The organism is Butyrivibrio sp. AE2015, assembly GCF_000420825.1.
Taxonomy (GTDB): Bacteria; Bacillota; Clostridia; order Lachnospirales; family Lachnospiraceae; genus Butyrivibrio.
Map to the genome: position 1 here is coordinate 1 of NZ_ATVR01000050.1, position 19,981 is coordinate 19,981.

The 19,981-nt window shown below is 41.0% G+C and carries 18 protein-coding genes and 2 tRNA genes; 17 read left to right on the top strand and 3 right to left on the bottom strand.

Annotated features, from left to right (window positions below; genetic code table 11):
* The 3 genes from G585_RS0115550 (at position 1) to G585_RS0115560 (ending at position 1,323) form a co-directional block, all read left to right on the top strand.
* Positions 1-84: transfer RNA gene (locus G585_RS0115550), tRNA-Leu, on the top strand.
* A 486-nt stretch (positions 85-570) separates the two neighbouring features.
* Positions 571-762: a hypothetical protein gene (locus G585_RS0115555; protein WP_022776233.1), complete on the top strand. Its 192-nt coding sequence runs from the start codon at positions 571-573 to the stop codon at positions 760-762.
* A gap of 30 nt (positions 763-792) precedes the next feature.
* The gene (locus G585_RS0115560; RefSeq protein ID WP_022776234.1) at positions 793-1,323 is read left to right on the top strand and encodes a hypothetical protein; all 531 of its coding nucleotides are present in this window, start codon (positions 793-795) and stop codon (positions 1,321-1,323) included.
* A gap of 69 nt (positions 1,324-1,392) precedes the next feature.
* Here G585_RS0115560 and G585_RS0115565 read toward each other — a convergent pair whose 3' ends face one another.
* Genes G585_RS0115565 through G585_RS0115575 form a run of 3 tightly spaced genes read right to left on the bottom strand, consistent with a single transcriptional unit; the run spans position 1,393 to position 3,369 of the window.
* Positions 1,393-1,989 carry a TatD family nuclease-associated radical SAM protein gene (locus tag G585_RS0115565; protein ID WP_022776235.1) on the bottom strand — a complete coding sequence of 199 codons (597 nt, stop codon included), beginning with the start codon at positions 1,987-1,989 and terminating at the stop codon, positions 1,393-1,395.
* A gap of 1 nt (position 1,990) precedes the next feature.
* On the bottom strand, positions 1,991-2,500 hold the full coding sequence (locus G585_RS0115570; RefSeq protein WP_022776237.1) for a TIGR04002 family protein: 510 nt from the start codon (positions 2,498-2,500) through the stop codon (positions 1,991-1,993).
* A 38-nt stretch (positions 2,501-2,538) separates the two neighbouring features.
* Positions 2,539-3,369, bottom strand: a complete 831-nt coding sequence (locus G585_RS0115575; protein WP_022776238.1) for a pyridoxamine kinase — start codon at positions 3,367-3,369, stop codon at positions 2,539-2,541.
* Between the two features lie 218 nt (positions 3,370-3,587).
* Here G585_RS0115575 and G585_RS0115580 point away from each other — a divergent pair, with 218 nt between their 5' ends.
* The 14 genes from G585_RS0115580 (at position 3,588) to G585_RS0115645 (ending at position 19,971) form a co-directional block, all read left to right on the top strand.
* Positions 3,588-5,216: a sensor domain-containing diguanylate cyclase gene (locus tag G585_RS0115580; protein ID WP_022776239.1), complete on the top strand. Its 1,629-nt coding sequence runs from the start codon at positions 3,588-3,590 to the stop codon at positions 5,214-5,216.
* Positions 5,217-5,304: 88 nt separating this feature from the next.
* Positions 5,305-6,444 carry a GDSL-type esterase/lipase family protein gene (locus tag G585_RS0115585; protein WP_026664048.1) on the top strand — a complete coding sequence of 380 codons (1,140 nt, stop codon included), beginning with the start codon at positions 5,305-5,307 and terminating at the stop codon, positions 6,442-6,444.
* A 61-nt stretch (positions 6,445-6,505) separates the two neighbouring features.
* Entirely contained in the window at positions 6,506-8,707 is a 2,202-nt protein-coding gene (locus G585_RS0115590; RefSeq protein ID WP_022776242.1) for an alpha-galactosidase, read from the top strand.
* Between the two features lie 20 nt (positions 8,708-8,727).
* Entirely contained in the window at positions 8,728-9,747 is a 1,020-nt protein-coding gene (locus G585_RS0115595; protein WP_022776244.1) for a substrate-binding domain-containing protein, read from the top strand.
* A gap of 180 nt (positions 9,748-9,927) precedes the next feature.
* Complete coding sequence (locus G585_RS0115600; RefSeq protein WP_022776245.1) at positions 9,928-11,379, top strand: ABC transporter substrate-binding protein; 1,452 nt, start codon at positions 9,928-9,930, stop codon at positions 11,377-11,379.
* A gap of 96 nt (positions 11,380-11,475) precedes the next feature.
* On the top strand, positions 11,476-12,474 hold the full coding sequence (locus G585_RS18455; protein ID WP_022776246.1) for a carbohydrate ABC transporter permease: 999 nt from the start codon (positions 11,476-11,478) through the stop codon (positions 12,472-12,474).
* A 1-nt stretch (position 12,475) separates the two neighbouring features.
* Positions 12,476-13,324, top strand: coding sequence for a carbohydrate ABC transporter permease (locus G585_RS0115610; protein WP_022776248.1), 849 nt, complete (start codon positions 12,476-12,478; stop codon positions 13,322-13,324).
* Between the two features lie 15 nt (positions 13,325-13,339).
* On the top strand, positions 13,340-14,512 hold the full coding sequence (locus G585_RS0115615) for an AGE family epimerase/isomerase (RefSeq protein ID WP_022776249.1): 1,173 nt from the start codon (positions 13,340-13,342) through the stop codon (positions 14,510-14,512).
* Positions 14,513-14,514: 2 nt separating this feature from the next.
* Positions 14,515-15,681 carry a glycoside hydrolase family 130 protein gene (locus G585_RS0115620; RefSeq protein ID WP_026664050.1) on the top strand — a complete coding sequence of 389 codons (1,167 nt, stop codon included), beginning with the start codon at positions 14,515-14,517 and terminating at the stop codon, positions 15,679-15,681.
* A 31-nt stretch (positions 15,682-15,712) separates the two neighbouring features.
* Complete coding sequence (locus G585_RS0115625) at positions 15,713-16,735, top strand: glycoside hydrolase family 130 protein (protein WP_022776252.1); 1,023 nt, start codon at positions 15,713-15,715, stop codon at positions 16,733-16,735.
* 8 nt (positions 16,736-16,743) lie between these two features.
* The gene (locus G585_RS0115630) at positions 16,744-17,904 is read left to right on the top strand and encodes an SGNH/GDSL hydrolase family protein (protein ID WP_051143010.1); all 1,161 of its coding nucleotides are present in this window, start codon (positions 16,744-16,746) and stop codon (positions 17,902-17,904) included.
* Positions 17,905-18,021: 117 nt separating this feature from the next.
* Positions 18,022-18,978 carry a mannose-6-phosphate isomerase, class I gene (gene manA / locus G585_RS0115635; RefSeq protein ID WP_022776253.1) on the top strand — a complete coding sequence of 319 codons (957 nt, stop codon included), beginning with the start codon at positions 18,022-18,024 and terminating at the stop codon, positions 18,976-18,978.
* 63 nt (positions 18,979-19,041) lie between these two features.
* On the top strand, positions 19,042-19,791 hold the full coding sequence (locus G585_RS0115640; RefSeq protein ID WP_022776254.1) for an alpha/beta hydrolase: 750 nt from the start codon (positions 19,042-19,044) through the stop codon (positions 19,789-19,791).
* 95 nt (positions 19,792-19,886) lie between these two features.
* Positions 19,887-19,971, top strand: a tRNA-Leu gene (locus G585_RS0115645).
* Positions 19,972-19,981 lie beyond the last annotated feature (10 nt).

Sequence of the window (19,981 nt, forward strand, 5' to 3'; positions counted from 1 at the left end):
CGGAAGTGTCGGAATTGGCAGACGAGCAAGACTAAGGATCTTGTGACTGTTTATGTCGTGTGGGTTCAAGTCCCATCTTCCGCACTGGATACGAAGAAAGCCTCAGGCATTAAGCCTGAGGCTTTTTTCGTATACCCACTGGGGAGAGTCCCTCTCACCCAGTGGGTTTCCCTAAAGGGACTAGGAACAAGCACAGCTTGTTCCGTCGCAAGTCCCTATCTTCCGCATGGCTTAAGCTACGCGGGTTCAAAGATTTTGCGCAATGAAATAAATATGCATTTTTGAGTGGCTGAAACGAATTAAAAATGCCGAAAAATAGGGCAAAAACGGCTTGCATAAATATACTAGGGGAGGTTATACTACACATAGCAACGCGCTAAAAAAGCGCAAAATTTAGGAGGAAAAGTATATATGTCAAATGCAGAACAGAATTAAAAAAAGAATGTTGGTGGACTTAGGGGAATTGAGATTAATGGTTATAAGCCTTTTGGTTTTCTTAATCTGGCATTGGGAGTTGTAAGTGGTCTCGGGTTAGGCTACGGTGCTTTATCCATCGGTGGTGATACCGAAATGGGAATTATCGGTATTATTGTTGGCCTTGTTTTCTTTGCACTTGTATTACTTCGTAACAGAAAATTAAATGATGTTCCAAAGATGATTGGTTTTTCAATCGTTACATCAGTTCTTGGAATTCTTCTGGTTGTTGTAGGTATTCTCAAAGCATTTTCTGCTGGTATGAGAATGGCTAATAAGATGTCTTAATTGCTTTACATTGTTCGTTGGAGATATAAAATGGGTGATTTATTTTATAGTATTTCAGAGTTCAATGTAAAAGGGCATTATCCATTTGGGTTTCTGAATCTATTTGTGGGAGTGATAAGTGGAATAGCGGTAGCTTACGGTATGCTTCAGTTCATGGATGGAGATGAAAGCGTTGGAATGCTGGCTTTAATTTTAGGTGTTGTATGTTTTATAGTCTTGTTGTTTAGAAACAGGGAGATGGAAAATATACCTCTTACAATAGGCATTTCACTTATTACTGCACTATTGGGGCTTTTATTGGCTATAGTATTTCTGGTTGTTGTTGGCGTAAAATCAGCTTTTGGCGTTGCAGAAGATACCAGTACATATTCAGGAAGTACAATCAGCAATTCCGGTATAAATAATACAACTCGAAATAATAGCCAGGATTACAGCTTTTCAAAACAGGATGATCTGAATGCCCAGATGCAGGGATATGCTGATGCTCAGCAGTATCAGGATTTAACAGGATATGATGGACATAACATTGATCCGGACGACACTTATACTAGATATAATTAAATTAAACTGATTGCAGATTAGAAACGGGGTAGCCCCTACATAGGCTATCCCGTTTTTTACTTTGTTAAGTTATGTTTTTTTTCTGATTCGCAGTGGAATATCATGTTCGCGGGATAGAGCCAGGCATTTGTCGATGTCTTCCTGGGGAAGGACGTCGACGATCGACCATCTTACGTCCTTTATTTCTTTCCTACATCTTTTCGTAAATTCAAGCATGTTTTCAAAACCATCTGAATGAAGTGGCTTTGTTACTTTTTCATAGTCTTCTTTTGTGGGAGCGTTAAGGCTCACGGAGACGCTGTCAATGACTTTTGCAAGCTCCGGAACTATATCACGGCCGTTTTCTACTGAGCCCTGACCGTTGGTGTTTAACCTTATCTTGAGACCCTTTTTCTCTTTTGCAAAAGCAGCGGCCTCAAGCAGTATGTCCAGCTGACAGGTTGGTTCGCCGTAGCCGCAGAACACAAGCTCATCGTAACCTGAAAAATCAAAATCACGTATGGCATCAAGGACTTCGGCTTTCGTAGGATTGGTCTTATGCCAAAGAGTATCAGCATCGCCAACGCCATCTTTTACAAAACGGATACAGAAGGTGCATCTGCAGTTACATTTATTGGTGATATTTGCATAGACTGAACCTTTATAAGTGTAGAGTATATCTGCCATATCATGCCTCCGATCTGGCTTTAAAGCCAAATTTATCAAGTGTTGTACCAAGCATCAGGAAAAAGATCATACTGCCAAAGGACTGTACAAAGCTTCCTGAAAAGCTTGTGATAAGTGCTGCTTTGGTTCCGAATAAAAGAGCTTCTGCCAGATAGTATCCTGTGGCTGAGATGAAGTATGAAACGACCGGAGCGGCAATATTTCTTTTATTTAGTATGGTTGCAGCTTTGTTGGTAAAAGGAATTACGATAAGGCTCTTTATTATCACAGTGGCAACTGTCCATGCAGGGGCAGTCAAAAGATCTGCAAGTCCTCCGCCAATCGCACCTGCCAGCATGGCGTAGGGCAATGGCAGTATGGTGGCGGCAAGATATATAAGTCCGTCGCCGAAATGGATGTATCCGCCATTTATTCCAACAGGTACATGGCCTATGTAGGCTGTGAAAATTGTAATAAGAGCTGCAAAGATTCCGGTAAGTGTTAAGGTGTAAGTTCTGCTTTTTCTTGTCATGTCTGTTCCCCACTTTCTGTGTAGTTTTCTATGTGTTTTCAATTTGTTAGTAGTCTTAAACTTTTTTCATATGAGATACCAGCTCTTGGGTCAGTGTCTTTTTCTGTATTTTTTATGGCTGTGTATATGAAATAGCTTGCCGCATCTGCTGCATCAAAAGCGCTGTCACCTCTTAATATTTTGCCTAAAAAGATAGCTGCAAAGAGGTCTCCTGTTCCGGAATAATGAATTCCGTTACTTTGCGTTGTGATAACTTTGCTGTTTCCGTTTTCCATAATAAAATTGCCGATCACATCTTTTTTTAAGAGAGGAATCCCGGTAACTGCGATGATCCTGTTGTGAGCACCGCCAAGTAGAACTGAAAGTCTTCGAATCTCGCTTATCAGGTCATCGCCCTTGAGCTCCATTATTTTTTCGGGGTTTTCACCTGTCAGAAGACACAGCTCTGTTAAGTTTGGAGTTATTATGTCGGCTTCATTGACCATAGCTTTTATGGTCGTTAAAAGCTCTTTTGAAAAGTTGGTATAAGTTTTTCCGTCATCGCCCATGACAGGATCAACCAAAACCTTAGTGCTTGCTGATTTGAAGGCTTTTATAAATTCCAAACTGTTTTTTGCCTGCAGGCCACTCATCATAAATCCGGTTATTATTCCGTCAAAAGTTTCTTCCTGCTTTTTCCATTCCCGTAGATATTCAGGTATTATTCCGGTCAGGTCTTTGAAATAATATGAAGGATATCCGGTCTGTGCGCTAAGAACTGCTGTTGGCAGTGGACAGCACTGAATTCCCATTGCTGCCAAGACTGTCATATCTGCAGTCAGTGAACACTTGCCGAACCCGGAAAGGTCATTAATCGCTGCTACTTTCATAAGTTGCTCCTTTAACGCTTTGTTATGGTAAAGAATATACTCTATTTTCTGGTATCATTAAAATGGTCAGATTCAGACAAATTATTAATACCAGTTGTGTGCGACTGACTTATTATATTTTTATAAAGTTAACGAAAAACAGTGCATTTAATGTACAATTATATTAGGTTATTGTGCAGATTTGGCGTTGGGGCAGCAGCTGCCCAGGGAGATAGAGAATGCGCTCACTTAGAACCAGAATTACCGTGACGATCATATGCGTCATATATCTGGCGCTGGCGGTAACGACACTGTTAAGTGCTGTTTTTATACGAAGAACTGAAAGTCGAAAAACCGATCAACTCCTTCTTATGCTATGCAAGAACGGGCAGCAGAGTCTTGATTATTATTTTGACAGTGTTCAGAATTCAGTGGAAAGAGTTGTCTCTTTTGTTGAAGAAGATTTAAAAGGTGTAAGCGACGATGAGCTAATTGAACATATGGAAAACGCCAGGGATTATTTTTGGATGATGGCTTCAAAGACGAAAGGAGTTTTGACATATTATTACCGGATCGATCCATCTTTTTCTACGAATGTGAAAGGCTTTTGGTATACCAATCTATCGGGGCAGGGATTTGAAGAACACAAGGTGACTGACATTACACTTTATGATGTAAATGACACCTCCAAACTTGTGTGGTTTACGGTTCCTAAGCACGAGGGTAAATCTATCTGGCTTACTCCATACATCACTGATAACCTGGATGTTCGCGTGATCTCTTATGATGCGCCAGTGTATTATAAGGGGCAGTTTATCGGCGTTGTTGGGATAGAGGTTGATTATTCAACTATGGCTGAGGAAGTTGACAGCATACAGTTCTATAACAATGGTTATGCCTATTTAAGCGATGAGAATGGGAGGCTGTTTTATCATCCGCGCGTTGATGTGACGGATACTTCTGTGTCCCATGAAATTCCATTTAGTATGACAGGAGAGAGCTCTTTTGTCCGCTATGAGTATAATGGTGAGGCAAGAGAGGCTGTGTGGCTGCCTCTAAGTAATGGCATGCGACTTGTTGTCTCGGTTCCGGTATCTGAAACTAAGGGAGAATGGATGGGACTTGTTCTTAATATTTCATTGGGAACAGTAGTGGTACTTGTGGTGGCAAGTCTTTTTCTGATGATTTATACGAGGCGCATAACAAGGCCTCTTGAGCAGCTTACCGAGGCTGCAGAACAGGTGGAAAAAGGCAACTATGATATAGACCTGCCTTACGATGAGGATGATGAACTTGGAAGGCTCACCAGGTCTTTTAAAAAGCTCTCTGACAATACGAAGATACACATAAATGACCTGAATGAGCAGGTATATGTTGATGCACTGACCCATGTGAAAAACAAGGGAGCCTATGAAAAGATGGCTGAGGAGCTGCAGGAGCAGATAGACAGGGGCAATCCTGATCTGAAATTTGCCATTGGGGCATTTGATTGTGACAATCTTAAGGTTATCAATGATCAATACGGACATGATAAGGGAGATGCATATCTCAATGCTTCCTGCGGTATGATAAGCTCTGTGTTTAAGCGAAGTCCTGTGTTCAGAATAGGCGGAGATGAGTTCTCTGTAATTTTAAAAAATGAGGATTATCATAATTTGAAAGCTCTTTTGGCGCAATTTGATGCGCGGGTAGATATGATCAATGCATCCAGTGATAATCCATGGGATCAGGTATGGATATCAAAGGGATTTGCCAGCTTTGATCCGGAGCATGACACCTCTGTTGCCAGTGTTATGAAAAGGGCAGATGAGCTTATGTATGATGATAAACGTGAGAGGAAAAGCAGCGGAAAGATAAAAATGAGATAGTAGACAGAGGGGGTGCCCCCTGTCACGCTAATATCTGTAAATTGTTATGAATGTGGTATAAAATATCCTTGTATGAAAAACAGGGGGTATGGCAATGAAACCACAGGATAAAAATAAAAACCTTCAGTATTACAGTATTGACGAAGTGCAGCAGCTCTTTATTCATGGCAGGACTAACTGGCCAAATGACAGGAAAGAGCTGCCTCTTTTTTGGAATAATAGCGGTGTAGAAGTGTGCACCGATGGAACTGAATTGTGGATAAAGGTTGAGGCGGACTACAGCATTTATGAGCCCTGGTATGCGGTTGAAGTAAATGGAGCATTAGTGAGTCGCAGTATGCTACAGTCTGGTGAGAATGATATTTGTCTTTTCAGAGGTATGTCAGAAGGAACAGTTAAAAGAGCTTTCTTTTACCGCGATCTTCAGGCGATGGGGCAGGATGATGACTGCCATATGATCGTCAAGGGTTTATATTGCGATGGAGAGTTTAAAGAAGTTCCACAATATGATCACAGGATCGAATTTATAGGCGACAGCATTTCATCCGGTGAGGGAACTTATGGCGCCGGTGATGATATGGACTGGATCCCGATGTATATGTCATCAAGTCATAACTATATCAATATGATTGCAAAAAAGATGAACGCCGATGTCCGCATAATCTCACAGGGTGGATGGGGTGTTTATTGCAGCTGGGATGCGGTAAGAAAGAACAATATTCCGAGAATTTATGACAAGATATGCGGCCTTGCCCATGGTGAGTTTAATGAAAGCCTTGGCGCTGCAAAAGCCTACGATTCATCTGACTGGCAGGCGGATGCAGTTGTTATAAATCTTGGAACCAATGATGGAACCGGCATCGCGGCATATAATGGCAGCGGCGGTGAGGTCAGCGCCATGGCAGATGAGCCTCTTGGTATAATGGAGTGCGAAAAAGCTATCATCAATTTTTTGAAAAAACTTCGAGCATATTATCCTAAGGCACATCTTTTGTGGGTTTATGGAATGCTTGGTTACGATATCAATGCAAATATCAGCAGGGCTATTGCAGATTATATGGCTGAAACGGGAGATAGTAATGTTGCATATCTTACGCTTCCAAATACTCTCCCCGGTGAATATGGGTCCCGTATGCATCCGGGCAAAAAAAGCCATGAAAAGGCCGCAAATATGATAGCAGATTATCTTAACAATAAACTTCAAAAATATTTAAAAATGCCGTATTGATTTTTAGCTAAATTTAGGTAAAAATAAACTTAAATAGTTCAGCTAAAGGTGGCAAACATTTATGGACATCAGATATCTGGAAAAAGACAGGATTTTTTTAATTGAAACCGATAATACCGCCTACATTATGGGTATTGTGGATGAAGAAGGATTTCTGGGACATTTTTATTATGGGGATAAAATAGATCCTGAAGATTCTTCTTATATTTTGTCGCTTATCGAACCAAAATACACGCCTTCTGAAAATAAGCGCGACAGAAGCTCATTTCTTGACAGATTTCCCTTTGAATATCCCGGAACTAACGTTGGAGATTACAGGAATACAGGTCTGGAAATAGAAGACTCAAATGGCAACGGAAGTGTCATGCTTTGCTACGAATCCCATAGAATATTCAGAGGAAAAAATGGTATTGAGGGTCTCCCGGCAACATTTGGAAACGAACAGGATTCAATAACTCTGGAAATTTCCCTGATTGATAAAATAGTTGGGATAAGGGCGGTTATTTCCTACAGCATATTTGAGGGAATTGATGCTATTGTCAGGTCAGTGAAATTTGAGAATCTGTCTGATGATGCAATATATCTAAAAAAAGTGATGACTATGTCATTTGATATGGAAAATGAAGACTACCAGCTTTTGACACTGCATGGCTCCTGGGCGCGAGAGAGAATGATGGATTTCAGGAGCATAGGTTATGGTGACACGCTTGTCGAGTCTTTTAGAGGAGAGTCATCGCATCAGTTTCAGCCTTTTATGGCACTTGTTCAAAACGGCGATTCTCAGGACAGTGGAAAGGTATATGGTTTTTCTTTTGTCTATTCCGGAAATTTCCAGGCAGGTGTTTGCAGAAGCCAGTTCGACAGTCTGAGATTATATATGGGCATATGTGAAAAGAACTTTTGCTGGAAGCTTGATCCCGGAAAGGACTTCATGGCTCCTGAAGTGATAATGAACTATTCTTCCTGCGGCCTTGGTAAAATGACAAGAACCTTCCATGATCTTTTCAGAAATCACCTGATAAGAAGCCTGTATAAAGACAAGGAAAGACCGGTACTTATCAATAACTGGGAAGCAACCTATTTTGATTTTGACAGTGATAAGCTGATATCCATTGCCAAAGAGGCGAAAAAATGCGGTATAGAAATGCTTGTTATGGATGATGGCTGGTTTGGCAAAAGAAATGACGATAACACAAGCCTTGGAGACTGGTATGTCAATGAAGACAAAATTAAGGGTGGTCTTAAAAAGCTTGTAGAAGAGATAAATGCCATAGGACTTAAGTTTGGAATCTGGATGGAGCCTGAGATGATATCTCCTGCATCAGAGCTCTATGAAAAGCATCCTGACTGGGCTATACAAGTGCCTGGACGAGAACCCTGCAGAAGTAGAAACCAACTTGTTCTGGATATTACAAGAGAGGAAGTTTTTGAATATGTCTATGGCAGAATAAAGGACATTATTAGCTCGGCTAACATAGAGTACCTGAAATGGGACATGAACAGACAGCTTTCGGATCTTGGATCAACAGGTCTTGGAAAAGACAGACAGGGAGAGCTGAGCCATAGATATGTACTTGCGGTATATGCCCTTCAGGAGAGACTTGTAAAGGATTTTCCTAATCTTCTTTTGGAAAACTGCTCCGGAGGAGGGGCAAGGTTTGATGCCGGAATGCTATACTACAGCCCTCAGATTTGGTGCTCAGATGATGCAGATGCAATAGAAAGGCTGAAGATTCAGGAAGGGACAAGCCTGATATATCCTCTAAGCACAATGGGGGCGCATGTTTCTGATTGTCCAAATCACACTGTTGGAAGGACTACTCCTTTTAAGACTCGCGGGGACGTGGCACTTTCCGGGACATTTGGATATGAGCTTGATGTGACGAGAATTTCGGAAGATGACAGGAAGGCTATTCCGGGGCAGATAGATAATTACCATAAGTACAATGAACTTGTCAGAAATGGAGATTATTACAGACTCGCTTCTTACAGACACAACCACGAGTATGATGCCTGGGAAGCTGTTGACAAGGATGGTAAAAGAGCTCTTGTCACATATGTACAGGTAATTGCAACTCCAAATGGTAAGAATAAAATAATAAGGCCCGCAGGGTTAATCGATAAACTGCTATATGAGATATGGATGGATGACAGATATATTGGGGCTGCAAAGGGTAAAACGCTTGAAAATGCAGGAATTTCGGTTCCTGTGCGACAGGGTGACTATCATTCGGTACTTATTTATTTAGTCGCGAAAGAATAATAAAAACAGAGGTGGAAATTATGCCAAAGAAAATTACTATGGCAGATATAGCTGCAGAGCTTGGAATCAGTACCGTAACTGTTTCAAAAGCTTTATCCGGTCAAAAGGGCGTAAGTGAAGAAATGCGCCAAAAGATCATGTCTATTGCTGAGGAGAGGGGATATCAAAAATCCTCTCAGTCCAAGGAAAATGAGAGCTACAAGATAGGGGTGCTTATAGATGCCAGATATCTTGGAAATATAGATTCATTCTATGGTCATATGTATCAGATTTTTTCAGCAAAAGCTGCAAAGCTTGGATGCTTTACCATGCTTGAAGTTTTGAACGATGAGGACGAAAGAAACCTTGTGTATCCCAAACTTATCGGAGACGGAAATGTGGATGCAGTTGTAATTATGGGGGTTCTTGACAAACCGTATCTGTTGATGCTTGATGAAAAACTATCTACTCCGACTTTTTATATGGATTTTACAGACAGAAAGCATCAAAAGGATTCCATTATTTCAGACAGCTACTATGGGGCATATATACTGACTAATTATCTTTTTGATAAAGGGCATAAAGATATAGGATATGTTGGAACTGTACTTGCAACACCATCCATAACAGACAGATATCTTGGGTACACCAGAGCATTGATGGAGCATGGATTTAGTGTCAATTCCGATTGGGTGCTGGATGACAGAGACTTAGGCAATCATGTTGTGGATATGGACAAGAATATCAAGCTTCCAAAGAAAATGCCTACAGCATTTGTATGCAACTGCGACCTTTCAGCTACCCGTTTTATAAATTACCTAAAAGAAAAGGGTTATAAAGTTCCTCAGGATATTTCTATAGTTGGATATGATGATTTTGTTTATTCAAACAGTGGAGACGATATAGGCTTAACAACCTATAAAGTTGACATGGATGAAATGGTCAGAAGAACTCTAAAAAGAATAATGCATACTCTTAGAGGAGAGAAGTATAGAGGCGGGCTGAGCATAGTAGAGGGCTGCCTGGTAGAAAGAGAAAGTGTAAAACGATTAACTAAATAATAATAGATATAATTCGAATTATAGAGCATTTTGCGATGGTTAAATTAACCAAAAGCAAGATGCTCTTTTTGTTTATTAGGTAGAAGTTAAGTAAATAATAAGCTAAAATATTGACTAATAAAAATTAACTAATAAAATATTAATTAGCTAAAAACTATTATGTTAATTAAGGAGGGTGAAATGAATAGGAAAAAAGTATTGTCATTGTTGACGGCTACAGCTATGGTTGCTACAGCTATGGGCTGCGGGGCAGCATCTGACACTGCCGGAACGACTCAGACGCAGGAGAACAAGGCAGAGACAGAAACAACAGCAGAAGCAACAAAGGCAGAGACTGAGACGCCTGCTGCAGAGGCTGCACCTGCGGGGGAACTTACATACACAACACTTAATATCGATGATTATAAGGATTTAACAGCGTCTATTAAATTCCTTCACCACAAGACAGACCGTCAGGCCGATGGAACAATGGATGCGATGATAGCAGAGTTCAACAAAGAATTTCCTAATATCACAGTAACAACTGAAGCTGTAACAGATTACGCAGAGGATTCACTTCTTCGTCTTTCTACAGGTGATTGGGGCGATATCATGTTCATTCCTGCAGTTGATAAGTCTGATCTTGCTACTTACTTCATGCCTCTGGATACACTTGATAATCTCTCAGCACAGCTTAACTTTGTAGACAACTGGCAGTTTGACAATGTCTGCTATGGTATTCCTTACATGGCAAATGCACAGGGTGTTCTTTATAACAAAAAGGTATTCTCTGATGCAGGCATCACAGAACTTCCAAAGACTCCTGATGATTTTATAGCTGATCTTAAGCTTGTAAAAGAAAAGACAGACGCTATTCCTCTTTATACAAACTATGCAGCCGGTTGGACAATGGGCGCATGGGATGCATATATCGGAACAGTTACAAATGGTGATAACACATATATCAACCAGAAGTTTGTCCACACTGCAGATCCATTTGCAAATCCCGGAGATGGAACAGGGGCTTACAACCTTTACAAGATTCTTTATGACGCATGTGCAGAAGGCCTTATTGAGGACGACTATACAACAACTGACTGGGAAGGCTGCAAGGGTATGCTTAACAGAGGTGAGATAGCAACTATGGTCCTTGGATCATGGGCTTATGCTCAGATGCAGGAAGCTGGCGATACGCCTGAGAACGTTGGATACATGCCATTCCCTATGACAGTTGGTGGCAAGCAGTATGTAAACGCAGGCGGCGATTATAACTATGCTATCAATGTCAATTCATCAGATGAGAATAAGACAGCAGCACTTGTTTTTGTAAAGTGGATGGTTGAGAAGTCAAACTGGTGCTACAACGAAGGCGGTTACACTGTAGTTAAGGGCGGCAAGAATCCTGATATGTATGCTGCATTTGATGGCTGCGAGGTTCTTTCAGATCAGCCTGCACTTGCAGGTGAGGAGACATTCCTCAATGATATGAACTCAGAGTCAGAGCTTTCTTTCAATGCAGGCGGTAACGACAAGGTTCAGAGAATAGTAGAAGCAGGTGCTACAGGATCAGAAAGCTTTGATGACATCATGGCTGACTGGACCAAGAAGTGGCAGGCAGCTCAGGAAGAGCTTGGAATAGAGGTTAAGTACTAATTAGCTTTCTTCATAGCCGGGGAGGCCAAATATCTCTCCGGCTATACTTTTGAAAATGCTCAAAGTTTGTTACGCGACAGGGATGGAGTTAGGGATATGAAGAAAAAGAGAACATTTAAAGAGTGGATAGAAAGCAGAGATGGGCAGCAGGTTCTTGTTGTGATAGCCTTCATGGTTATTCCGCTTCTTCTTTTGTTTGTATTCACATATTTACCCTTTGGTAAAATGTTTGGCTTTAGTTTTTATAACATGAAATATGTAGGTGCCCGTAAATTCGTCGGGCTAAAAAACTATATAAAAGTTTTTCAGAGAGAGGACTGTTTTGGAGCATTAAAACTCAGTCTTTACTATATGCTTGGGTCGGTGGTCCAGCTTGGTCTTGCTCTTTATCTGGCAACAATTCTAAGCTTCAAGGTTAAAGGCGGAAATCTATTCAAAGGATTTATGTTTTTCCCATTCCTTATAAATGGTATAGCCATTGGTTTTATTTTCAAATTCTTTTATACAAGGGGCTTTGTTTTTGACACAGTTCTCCAGTGGTGCGGCTTTAAGCTTGATAGTCTGCCCTATTGGTTAAAAGACCAGAGAATAAATAACTATTCGCTGGTGGGAACATCAGTCTGGAGGTATTTTGGACAAAACATGGTTCTGTTTATTGGGGCTATCATGTCCGTCGATTCTGAATTGTATGAGGCGGCAATGCTTGATGGAGCCAACAGGTTCCAACAGTTTAAATACATTATCATGCCCAGTATAAAAACAATTATCACGTTGAATGTAATTCTCTCCATTACCGGATCACTTAGTGCTTTCGAACCGCCTTATGTTATTACAGATGGTGCAAACGGAACGGGCACATATTTTGTGGTAATGCATGAGATCGCACATACACAGCAGAAGGTAGGTCTGGCATCGGCTATGGCTATTGTGCTGCTGGTCATTATCTTCATTGCTACTATTTTGCAAAAGTTATTCTTTAAATATGTATTCAGAAATGCAGAGGATGAGGATCCCAGGGCTGGGATCAGAAGACAGAGGGCAGTAGAAAGAAGTATTAAAAGACAGCAGAGGCTTGCAGCAAAGGGAGGAAAATAATATGGATGCACTGAATAAAATAGGCAGAGTTTTTCTTACCTTTATTAAATATCTTTCCCTTGTATTTTTTTCATTCTGGGCTGTACTTCCTGTTGTATCCTGCTTTATTACAGCTTTTAAAACCGATAAGGAGTATCAGTCCACCAATGTAATGACCATGCCGGAAAGCTGGACCAATTTTGATAATTTCATCCAGGCTTTTCATAAAGCAGGTATGGGAAGAGCATTTATTAATTCCATTATCATTCTGCTTTGCGTTCTGTTTTTTTCTGTGATGATCGGGACTCAGCTGGCATATGTTCTTAACAGGTTTAAATTTTTTGGAAATACGATCATCAGGGCATTGTTTTTATTCGCTTCTCAGCTTCCGGGAGTTGCGATGCAGATCGCAGTTTATGAGATCATGTACAATCTTGGATTTATCAACTCTCTTATGGGCTACATCATAATGATGTGCGGAACTGACATTATCTCAATCTATATTTATATTCAGTTCTTTGAGAATATTGATTATTCGCTGGATGAATCAGCAATAATTGATGGGGCGAACTATTTTACGATTTTTTATAAAGTTCTTTTCCCTCTTTTAAAGCCTGCAATAGTAACGAGCTGCATACTAAAAGGTGTGGGAACTTATAACGAGTATTACTGCGCAAACCTCTATCTTCAGGACAAAACAAGATATGCCACGGTGGCAACATCACTGTACACGTTTGTAGGTCCTTTGGGGAGCAAATACAATCTTATCTGCGCAGGAGTAATTATTTCGCTTTTCCCGGCACTTATTGTGTTCATACTCTGCCAGAAGCAGATATATTCGGGACTTACTGCAGGCGCGGTTAAGGGATAAAGAGGTGTTTTAAAAATGGTGACAGAGGTAAAAAAACATCTTAAAGACTGCATAATTCCATTTTGGAAAAGTCTTAGGGATGATACTTATGGCGGATATTACGGATATTTGGACTATAACCTTCGTTTGGATAAAAAAGCTGAGAAGGGCTGCATATTAAATAGCAGAATACTGTGGTTCTTTTCAAATGCTTACCTTTTGTTTGGAGATGAGCCTCTTTTGGAAGAAGCAGATCACGCCTACGAATTTTTAATGGAGAAGTGCCTTGATAAGAAAAATGGCGGGATATTCTGGTCTATGACATATGATGGTCGGATAAAGGATTCCACCAAGCATACCTATAATCAGGCTTTTGCCATTTACGCCCTGTCTTCTTATTATGAAGCCAGCGGCAACAACGACGCGCTTTTAAAGGCAAAAGAGCTATATAATGTAATAGAAACGAAGTGCAAGGATGAAAAGGGATATATTGAAGCTTTGGATCAAAGCTTTCACAGGGTAGGTAATGACAAACTGTCTGAAAACGGAGTGTTGGCAGAGCGAACAATGAATACTCTTCTTCATGTAATTGAAGCCTACACAGAGCTTTACAAAGCTTGTGGTGATAAAGAGGTAAAAAAGGCACTGGAAGATATTTTGAATCTCTTTTCCGGAAAAATATATAACAAGGAGCTCCGCAGACAGGAAGTGTTCTTTGATAATGATTACAGGCCTTTGATAGATCTGCACAGCTATGGCCATGATATAGAATCATCGTGGCTTGTGGACAGAGCAGTGGAAGAAATAGACGATTATTCTCATAAATGGCGTAAAAAAATTATGCCTATAACAAGAACCCTTGCCGAAAATATCCTTGAGAATGCGTTTGATGGAAACTCACTTCCAAATGAATGCGAGAATGGAAAGGTGGATGAGAAAAGAGTCTGGTGGGTTCAGGCAGAGACAGTCGTTGGTTTTTTAAATGCCTATAACAAGTCTGCAAATACTGATAAAAGATACTTGGAAGCCGCTGAGAAATGTCTTGACTATATTTTTGAGTATCTGGTGGATAAAAGGCCGGGATCTGAGTGGTTTTGGGCAGTTAATAAGGATGGAAGCCCTGTAAAAGAGCTGCCTATAGTCGAACCCTGGAAGTGCCCGTATCACAACGGAAGAATGTGTATGGAAATTATAAAAAGGATGGGATAAAGATGATACACCCTAAGTATTATGAACTATTAAAAGAGCAGGAAGAATACATTAATAAACCAAATAAAAAGAGTGGGTTTTATAACGGAATTTATGACAGATATGAAAATCCCGTTCTTACAAGAGAACATGCGCCTCTTTTTTGGAGATATGATCTTAACCGGGAAACAAACCCCTATTTTATGGAACGGCTTGGGATAAATGCAGTCATGAACTCAGGCGCTATCTACCTTGATGGAAAATATTATCTGGTGGCAAGGGTTGAAGGTGCGGATAGAAAGTCTTTTTTTGCGGTAGCTGAAAGTGATAAAGGAACTGAAGGGTTCAGGTTCTGGGATTATCCTGTTGTTCTTCCTGATACGGTAGCAGAAGAGACCAATGTGTATGATATGAGACTTACGCAGCACGAAGATGGCTATATTTACGGTGTTTTCTGCTCCGAGTCAAAGGATAAAAAAAGTGCTGACCTTTCTGCGGCTGTGGCAGAAGCGGGAATAGTAAGGACAAAGGATCTGAAAAGCTGGGAGAGGCTTCCTAACCTTAGGACGCTTCGATCACCACAGCAGAGAAATGTTGTTCTTCATCCTGAATTTGTGGATGGGAAATACGCTTTTTACACAAGACCTATGGATGATTTTATTGAGACCGGGAGCGGAAGTGGTATAGGATTTGGATTTTGCGATGATATAGAGCATGCGGTTATTGATGAGGAAAAAATGACAAGCATTCGCAGGTACCATCAGATAACCGAAGCCAAAAACGGGGCAGGTGCAGTTCCTATTAAAACTGAAAGAGGTTGGATACACATAGCTCACGGTGTAAGAAATACGGCAGCGGGACTTCGCTATGTAATATATGCCTTTGCGACAGATCTAAAGGATCCGTCAAAGGTGATCGCGGAGCCTTCGGGTCTTTTGATAGGGCCTAGAAATGGAGAAAGAGTCGGAGATGTAAGTAATGTAGTCTTTACAAATGGCGCCATAGTAAATGAAAAAAGCGAGGTCTTTATTTACTACGCTTCATCTGATACCAGGCTCCATGTGGCAACAACTACCATTGATAAGCTTATTGACTATGTGTTTAATACACCTTCGGATCCGGGCAGGAGCCCTGACTGCGTGAAACAAAGATGTGAACTCATAGACAGAAATCTTGAACTTTTAAAGTGAATTTATAGAGATGATGAGGAGATAAAAGAAAATGGCCAAGTATAAAATGATCAGTGAACCACTTTCAAATATTCCATGGCAGGAGGGACCTGAAAAATTTGACGGGGCTCCTGTTTGGAGGTATACAGAAAACCCCATAATAAAGAGAAATCCCATACCGGGTGTTGCCAGGATTTTTAACAGTGCGGTAATGCCTTATGAAGGAGCCTTCATCGGAGTGTTCAGAGGCGAGCAGACAAATGGTATCCCATACATCTACATGGGAAGAAGTGAAGATGCCATTCATTGGGATTTTGACAGCAATAAGATTCCTTTTGTAGATAAAAACGGGAAAGCGTTTATGCCCCGATATGCTTATGACCCGCGCCTTGTAAAGGTTGAGGATACCTATTACATCATCTGGTGCCAGGATTTTTACGGCGCTTCGATCGGAATGGCTAAAACAAAAGACTTTAAAACATTTGAACGTCTTGAAAACCCCTTCATACCATTTAACAGGAATGCAGTTCTTTTTCCAAGAAAAGTCAATGACAGATTTCTGTTGCTTTCAAGGCCTTCTGATTCCGGACACACTCCTTTTGGAGATATCTTCCTTTCAGAAAGCCCGGATATGGAGTATTGGGGACATCACAGGCATGTAATGGAGCGCTCTCCTGAATGGTGGGAATCCGTTAAAATTGGCGGAGGTGCTGCACCAATAGAAACCAGTGAGGGATGGCTTCTTTTTTACCACGGAGTAAGCAGTACATGTAATGGTTTTGTATATTCCATAGGAGCTGCCATTCTTGATATTGATGAACCTTCAAGGGTCAAGTATCGCTGTGAGAACTTTATCCTAACTCCGGAAGAGTGGTATGAGGAGAGAGGTTTTGTTCCAAATGTATGCTTCCCATGTGCTACTCTTCATGATAGCGAGACTGGCAGAATTGCGATTTATTACGGAGCTGCAGACAGCTATGTGGCCCTTGCATTTACGAGACTTGATGACATTATTGACTACATAAAAGAGCATTCTGTTGTTCGAGAGAGTGATACAGAGCTTGGTATCAGATAAGGGAAAGTATGATTTCGTTTGATGACAAAAAAGCCATAGCAAATCTTGGAGAGATGACAAGGTTTTTTGGAGCGTTTGACAGGCTTGAAGATGGACAGGATGTAACAATCTGCTTCCTTGGGGGTTCCATTACCCAGGGAAGCCTTTCTTCTGCGCCTGAAACCTGCTATGCATACAGAGTATACAGTTATTTTAAAGAAAAGTTTAGAAAATCCAATATTAAATATGTCAATGCGGGAGTCGGCGGAACGACTTCGGTGTTTGGAGCGGCAAGAGTGGACAGAGACGTCCTCATGGCTGATCCGGATATTGTCCTTTTGGAGTTTTCTGTTAACGACGAGTGCAATGACTACTTTTTGGAGAGCTATGAAGGACTTGTGAGAAAACTGCTATATGATCGCAGAAAACCTGCTGTGGCAGCTCTTTTCAACTTCTATTATGAAAATGGAAAGACAGCAGAGCGGATTCATTCAAAGGTGGCAAGGCATTATGGGATTCCGGCGGCGTCCATGCACGGAGCGATCTATGAGGATATTCTTTCGGGGAAGCTGAAAGATATAGGCACGCTCTCGCCTGATGGACTTCATCCCAATGACAAGGGGCATGAGCTTGTGGCAAATGTGGTCATAAATCTTTTTGACAGATTGTATAAGGAATATAAAATCCTGCGTGAGAGTGAAGCTGGAAAGGCATTTGCTGAGAGTGTGAAGGCATCCGATATAAAGGCTCCTATGACATTAAATGCTTTTGAGTCCGCAAGAAGACTTGATAACAGGAATTTCGTGGCTGATCTCAAGGGCTTTACTGTAGATAAGGCTCCTCAGAAGGGAGTGAGTGACTGCTTTAAGAATGGATGGCTTGGGAAAAAGATGCATGACAGGATCATTTTTGAATTAAATGGCGAATATGACTTCAGCGGAATTGCTATTCAGTATGAAAAGACAATAAAACGCCCTGCGCCTGTTGTAGCAGTTACCCTGGATGGAAAAGATGATGAGAAAGTCTTGATCGATGCAGCTTTTGAGGAAACCTGGGGAGATCTTCTTGATATAAAGCAGCTCTTTTTACATGAAAAGAAAGGCTCGCATAAGCTGGAAATAGAGCTTGTGGATGATAAGGGTGGAGAAGCGGTGGCTTTTAACCTGGTATCGATAATAATCACCGGCTGAAGGAAAATACTGTACTTGAAATATTTAGAGGACTTTTTGTGAAGAGGTTTCTGTGATAGGATATCTTCATTGGATTTTTGGTAAAAAGAAATAGAAATAAATGGAGATGATTTATCAATGAATAGTAATGCAAATGAACCTGTTTTTTTAGAACCGCATTTTACCCATAATGTCTGGGGCGGAAGTAAATTAAGAACTGTGTTTGGATATGATGTTGAAGGGGAAGATATCGGAGAGTGCTGGGGAATTGCAGCTCATCCAAACGGAAAGAGCCTTGTAAAGAGCGGCCTGTATAAGGGGATGGGGCTGGATGAACTTTATAAAGAGCACGGAGATCTTTTTGGAGTGAATGCTCGTGGCGAAAATGATAAGTTTCCTCTTTTGACCAAAATAATAGATGCGAAATCCGATCTGAGTATCCAGGTGCATCCTGATGATGAGTATGCCAAAGTTCATGAGAATGGATCTCTTGGAAAAACAGAATGCTGGTATGTTCTTGACTGCGACGAGGGAGCGTCACTTGTTGTAGGCCACAATGCCTCTTCAAGAGATGAGCTCTGCAAGATGATGGATGAGGGAAGATGGAGTGATCTTATAAGGGAAGTAAAAATCGCAAAGGGTGATTTTATCCAGATTGATCCGGGAACGGTCCATGCCATAAAAGGCGGCGTGGTTGTTCTTGAAACTCAGCAGAACAGCGATATCACATACAGGCTCTATGATTATGACAGAATGTGGAACGGCAGCAAACGTGAGCTTCATGTCGATAAGTGCAAGGATGTTATCACTGTTCCGGCAAAAGACTTGTCAGATGCGATAGTACATGATACGGATGAGGCTCAGGGAGTAAAGCTCCTTAATAGCTGCAAGTACTATACAGTATCAAGAGTGAATGTAAAAACAGAGCTTTCTCTTGATGTTTCTGAGAAATATGTTCTGTGTTCTGTTATTGAAGGAAAAGGAAATCTTGGGGATTACGATATAAAGAAGGGTGATCATTTTATACTGCCTGTGGGTTACGGAAAAGCAGTATTTAAAGGTAACTTGAAACTTATTATTTCAAGTGAAAACTAAGGGGTGTTCATGCTATACTGATAAATGGTATGAAAATGTATAATGTTTTTTGGGGAGGCTACTATGTACATACTTGATGATGGGATCAAGCTCAACGCCAAGCTTGATATGCCAAAAAACGGGGCGGAAAAATGTCCAATATGTGTTATAATCCACGGATTTACAGGACACATGGAGGAAAGGCACATTATAGCTGTGCAGGAAGCAATGAATGAACTGGGAGTTGCGGCACTTAGAGTTGAAATGTATGGTCACGGCGGAAGCGATGGGGAGTTTAAAGACCATACACTTTATAAGTGGCTCTCAAATGCTATGGCAGCAGTTGATTATGCGAGAAAACTTGATTTTGTCACAGATGTTTATCTCTGTGGACATTCTCAGGGCGGACTTACTGCAATGCTGCTTGCAGGAATGGAAAAAGACAGGATAAAAGCGCTTATTCCACTTTCTCCGGCTCTTTGTATCCTGGAGGGAGCAAGGAAGGGATGTCTTTTGGGGCAGCCATTTGATCCTGAGAATGTTCCGGAAGAACTGGTGAACTGGGATAACAGGACACTTAGCGGCAACTATGTAAGGGTTGCACAGACTCTTCATATTGAGGATGCACTTGCTAAATATGAGAATCCGGTTCTTATTGTTCACGGTGATGCAGATGAAGCTGTGCCTGTAGAAGACTCAATTGATGCAGCACCAAAATATAAAAAATGTAAGCTTGTTCTTATTAAAGGAGATACTCATTGCTATGACAACAGCCTTGATGAGGTTATAGATGCAGTAAAAGACTTTATGAAAGAGCAATTGGCACAAGTATAAAATAAACGTAAAAAAGTTTTAAAATTTTTGTTGACGTTTTGCTTTATTCTTGCTATTATAAACAAGTCGTCGCGAGAGAGATGCGGCGACGGTTCGCGGAAGTGTCGGAATTGGCAGACGAGCAAGACTAAGGATCTTGTGACTGTTTATGTCGTGTGGGTTCAAGTCCCATCTTCCGCACTGGATACGA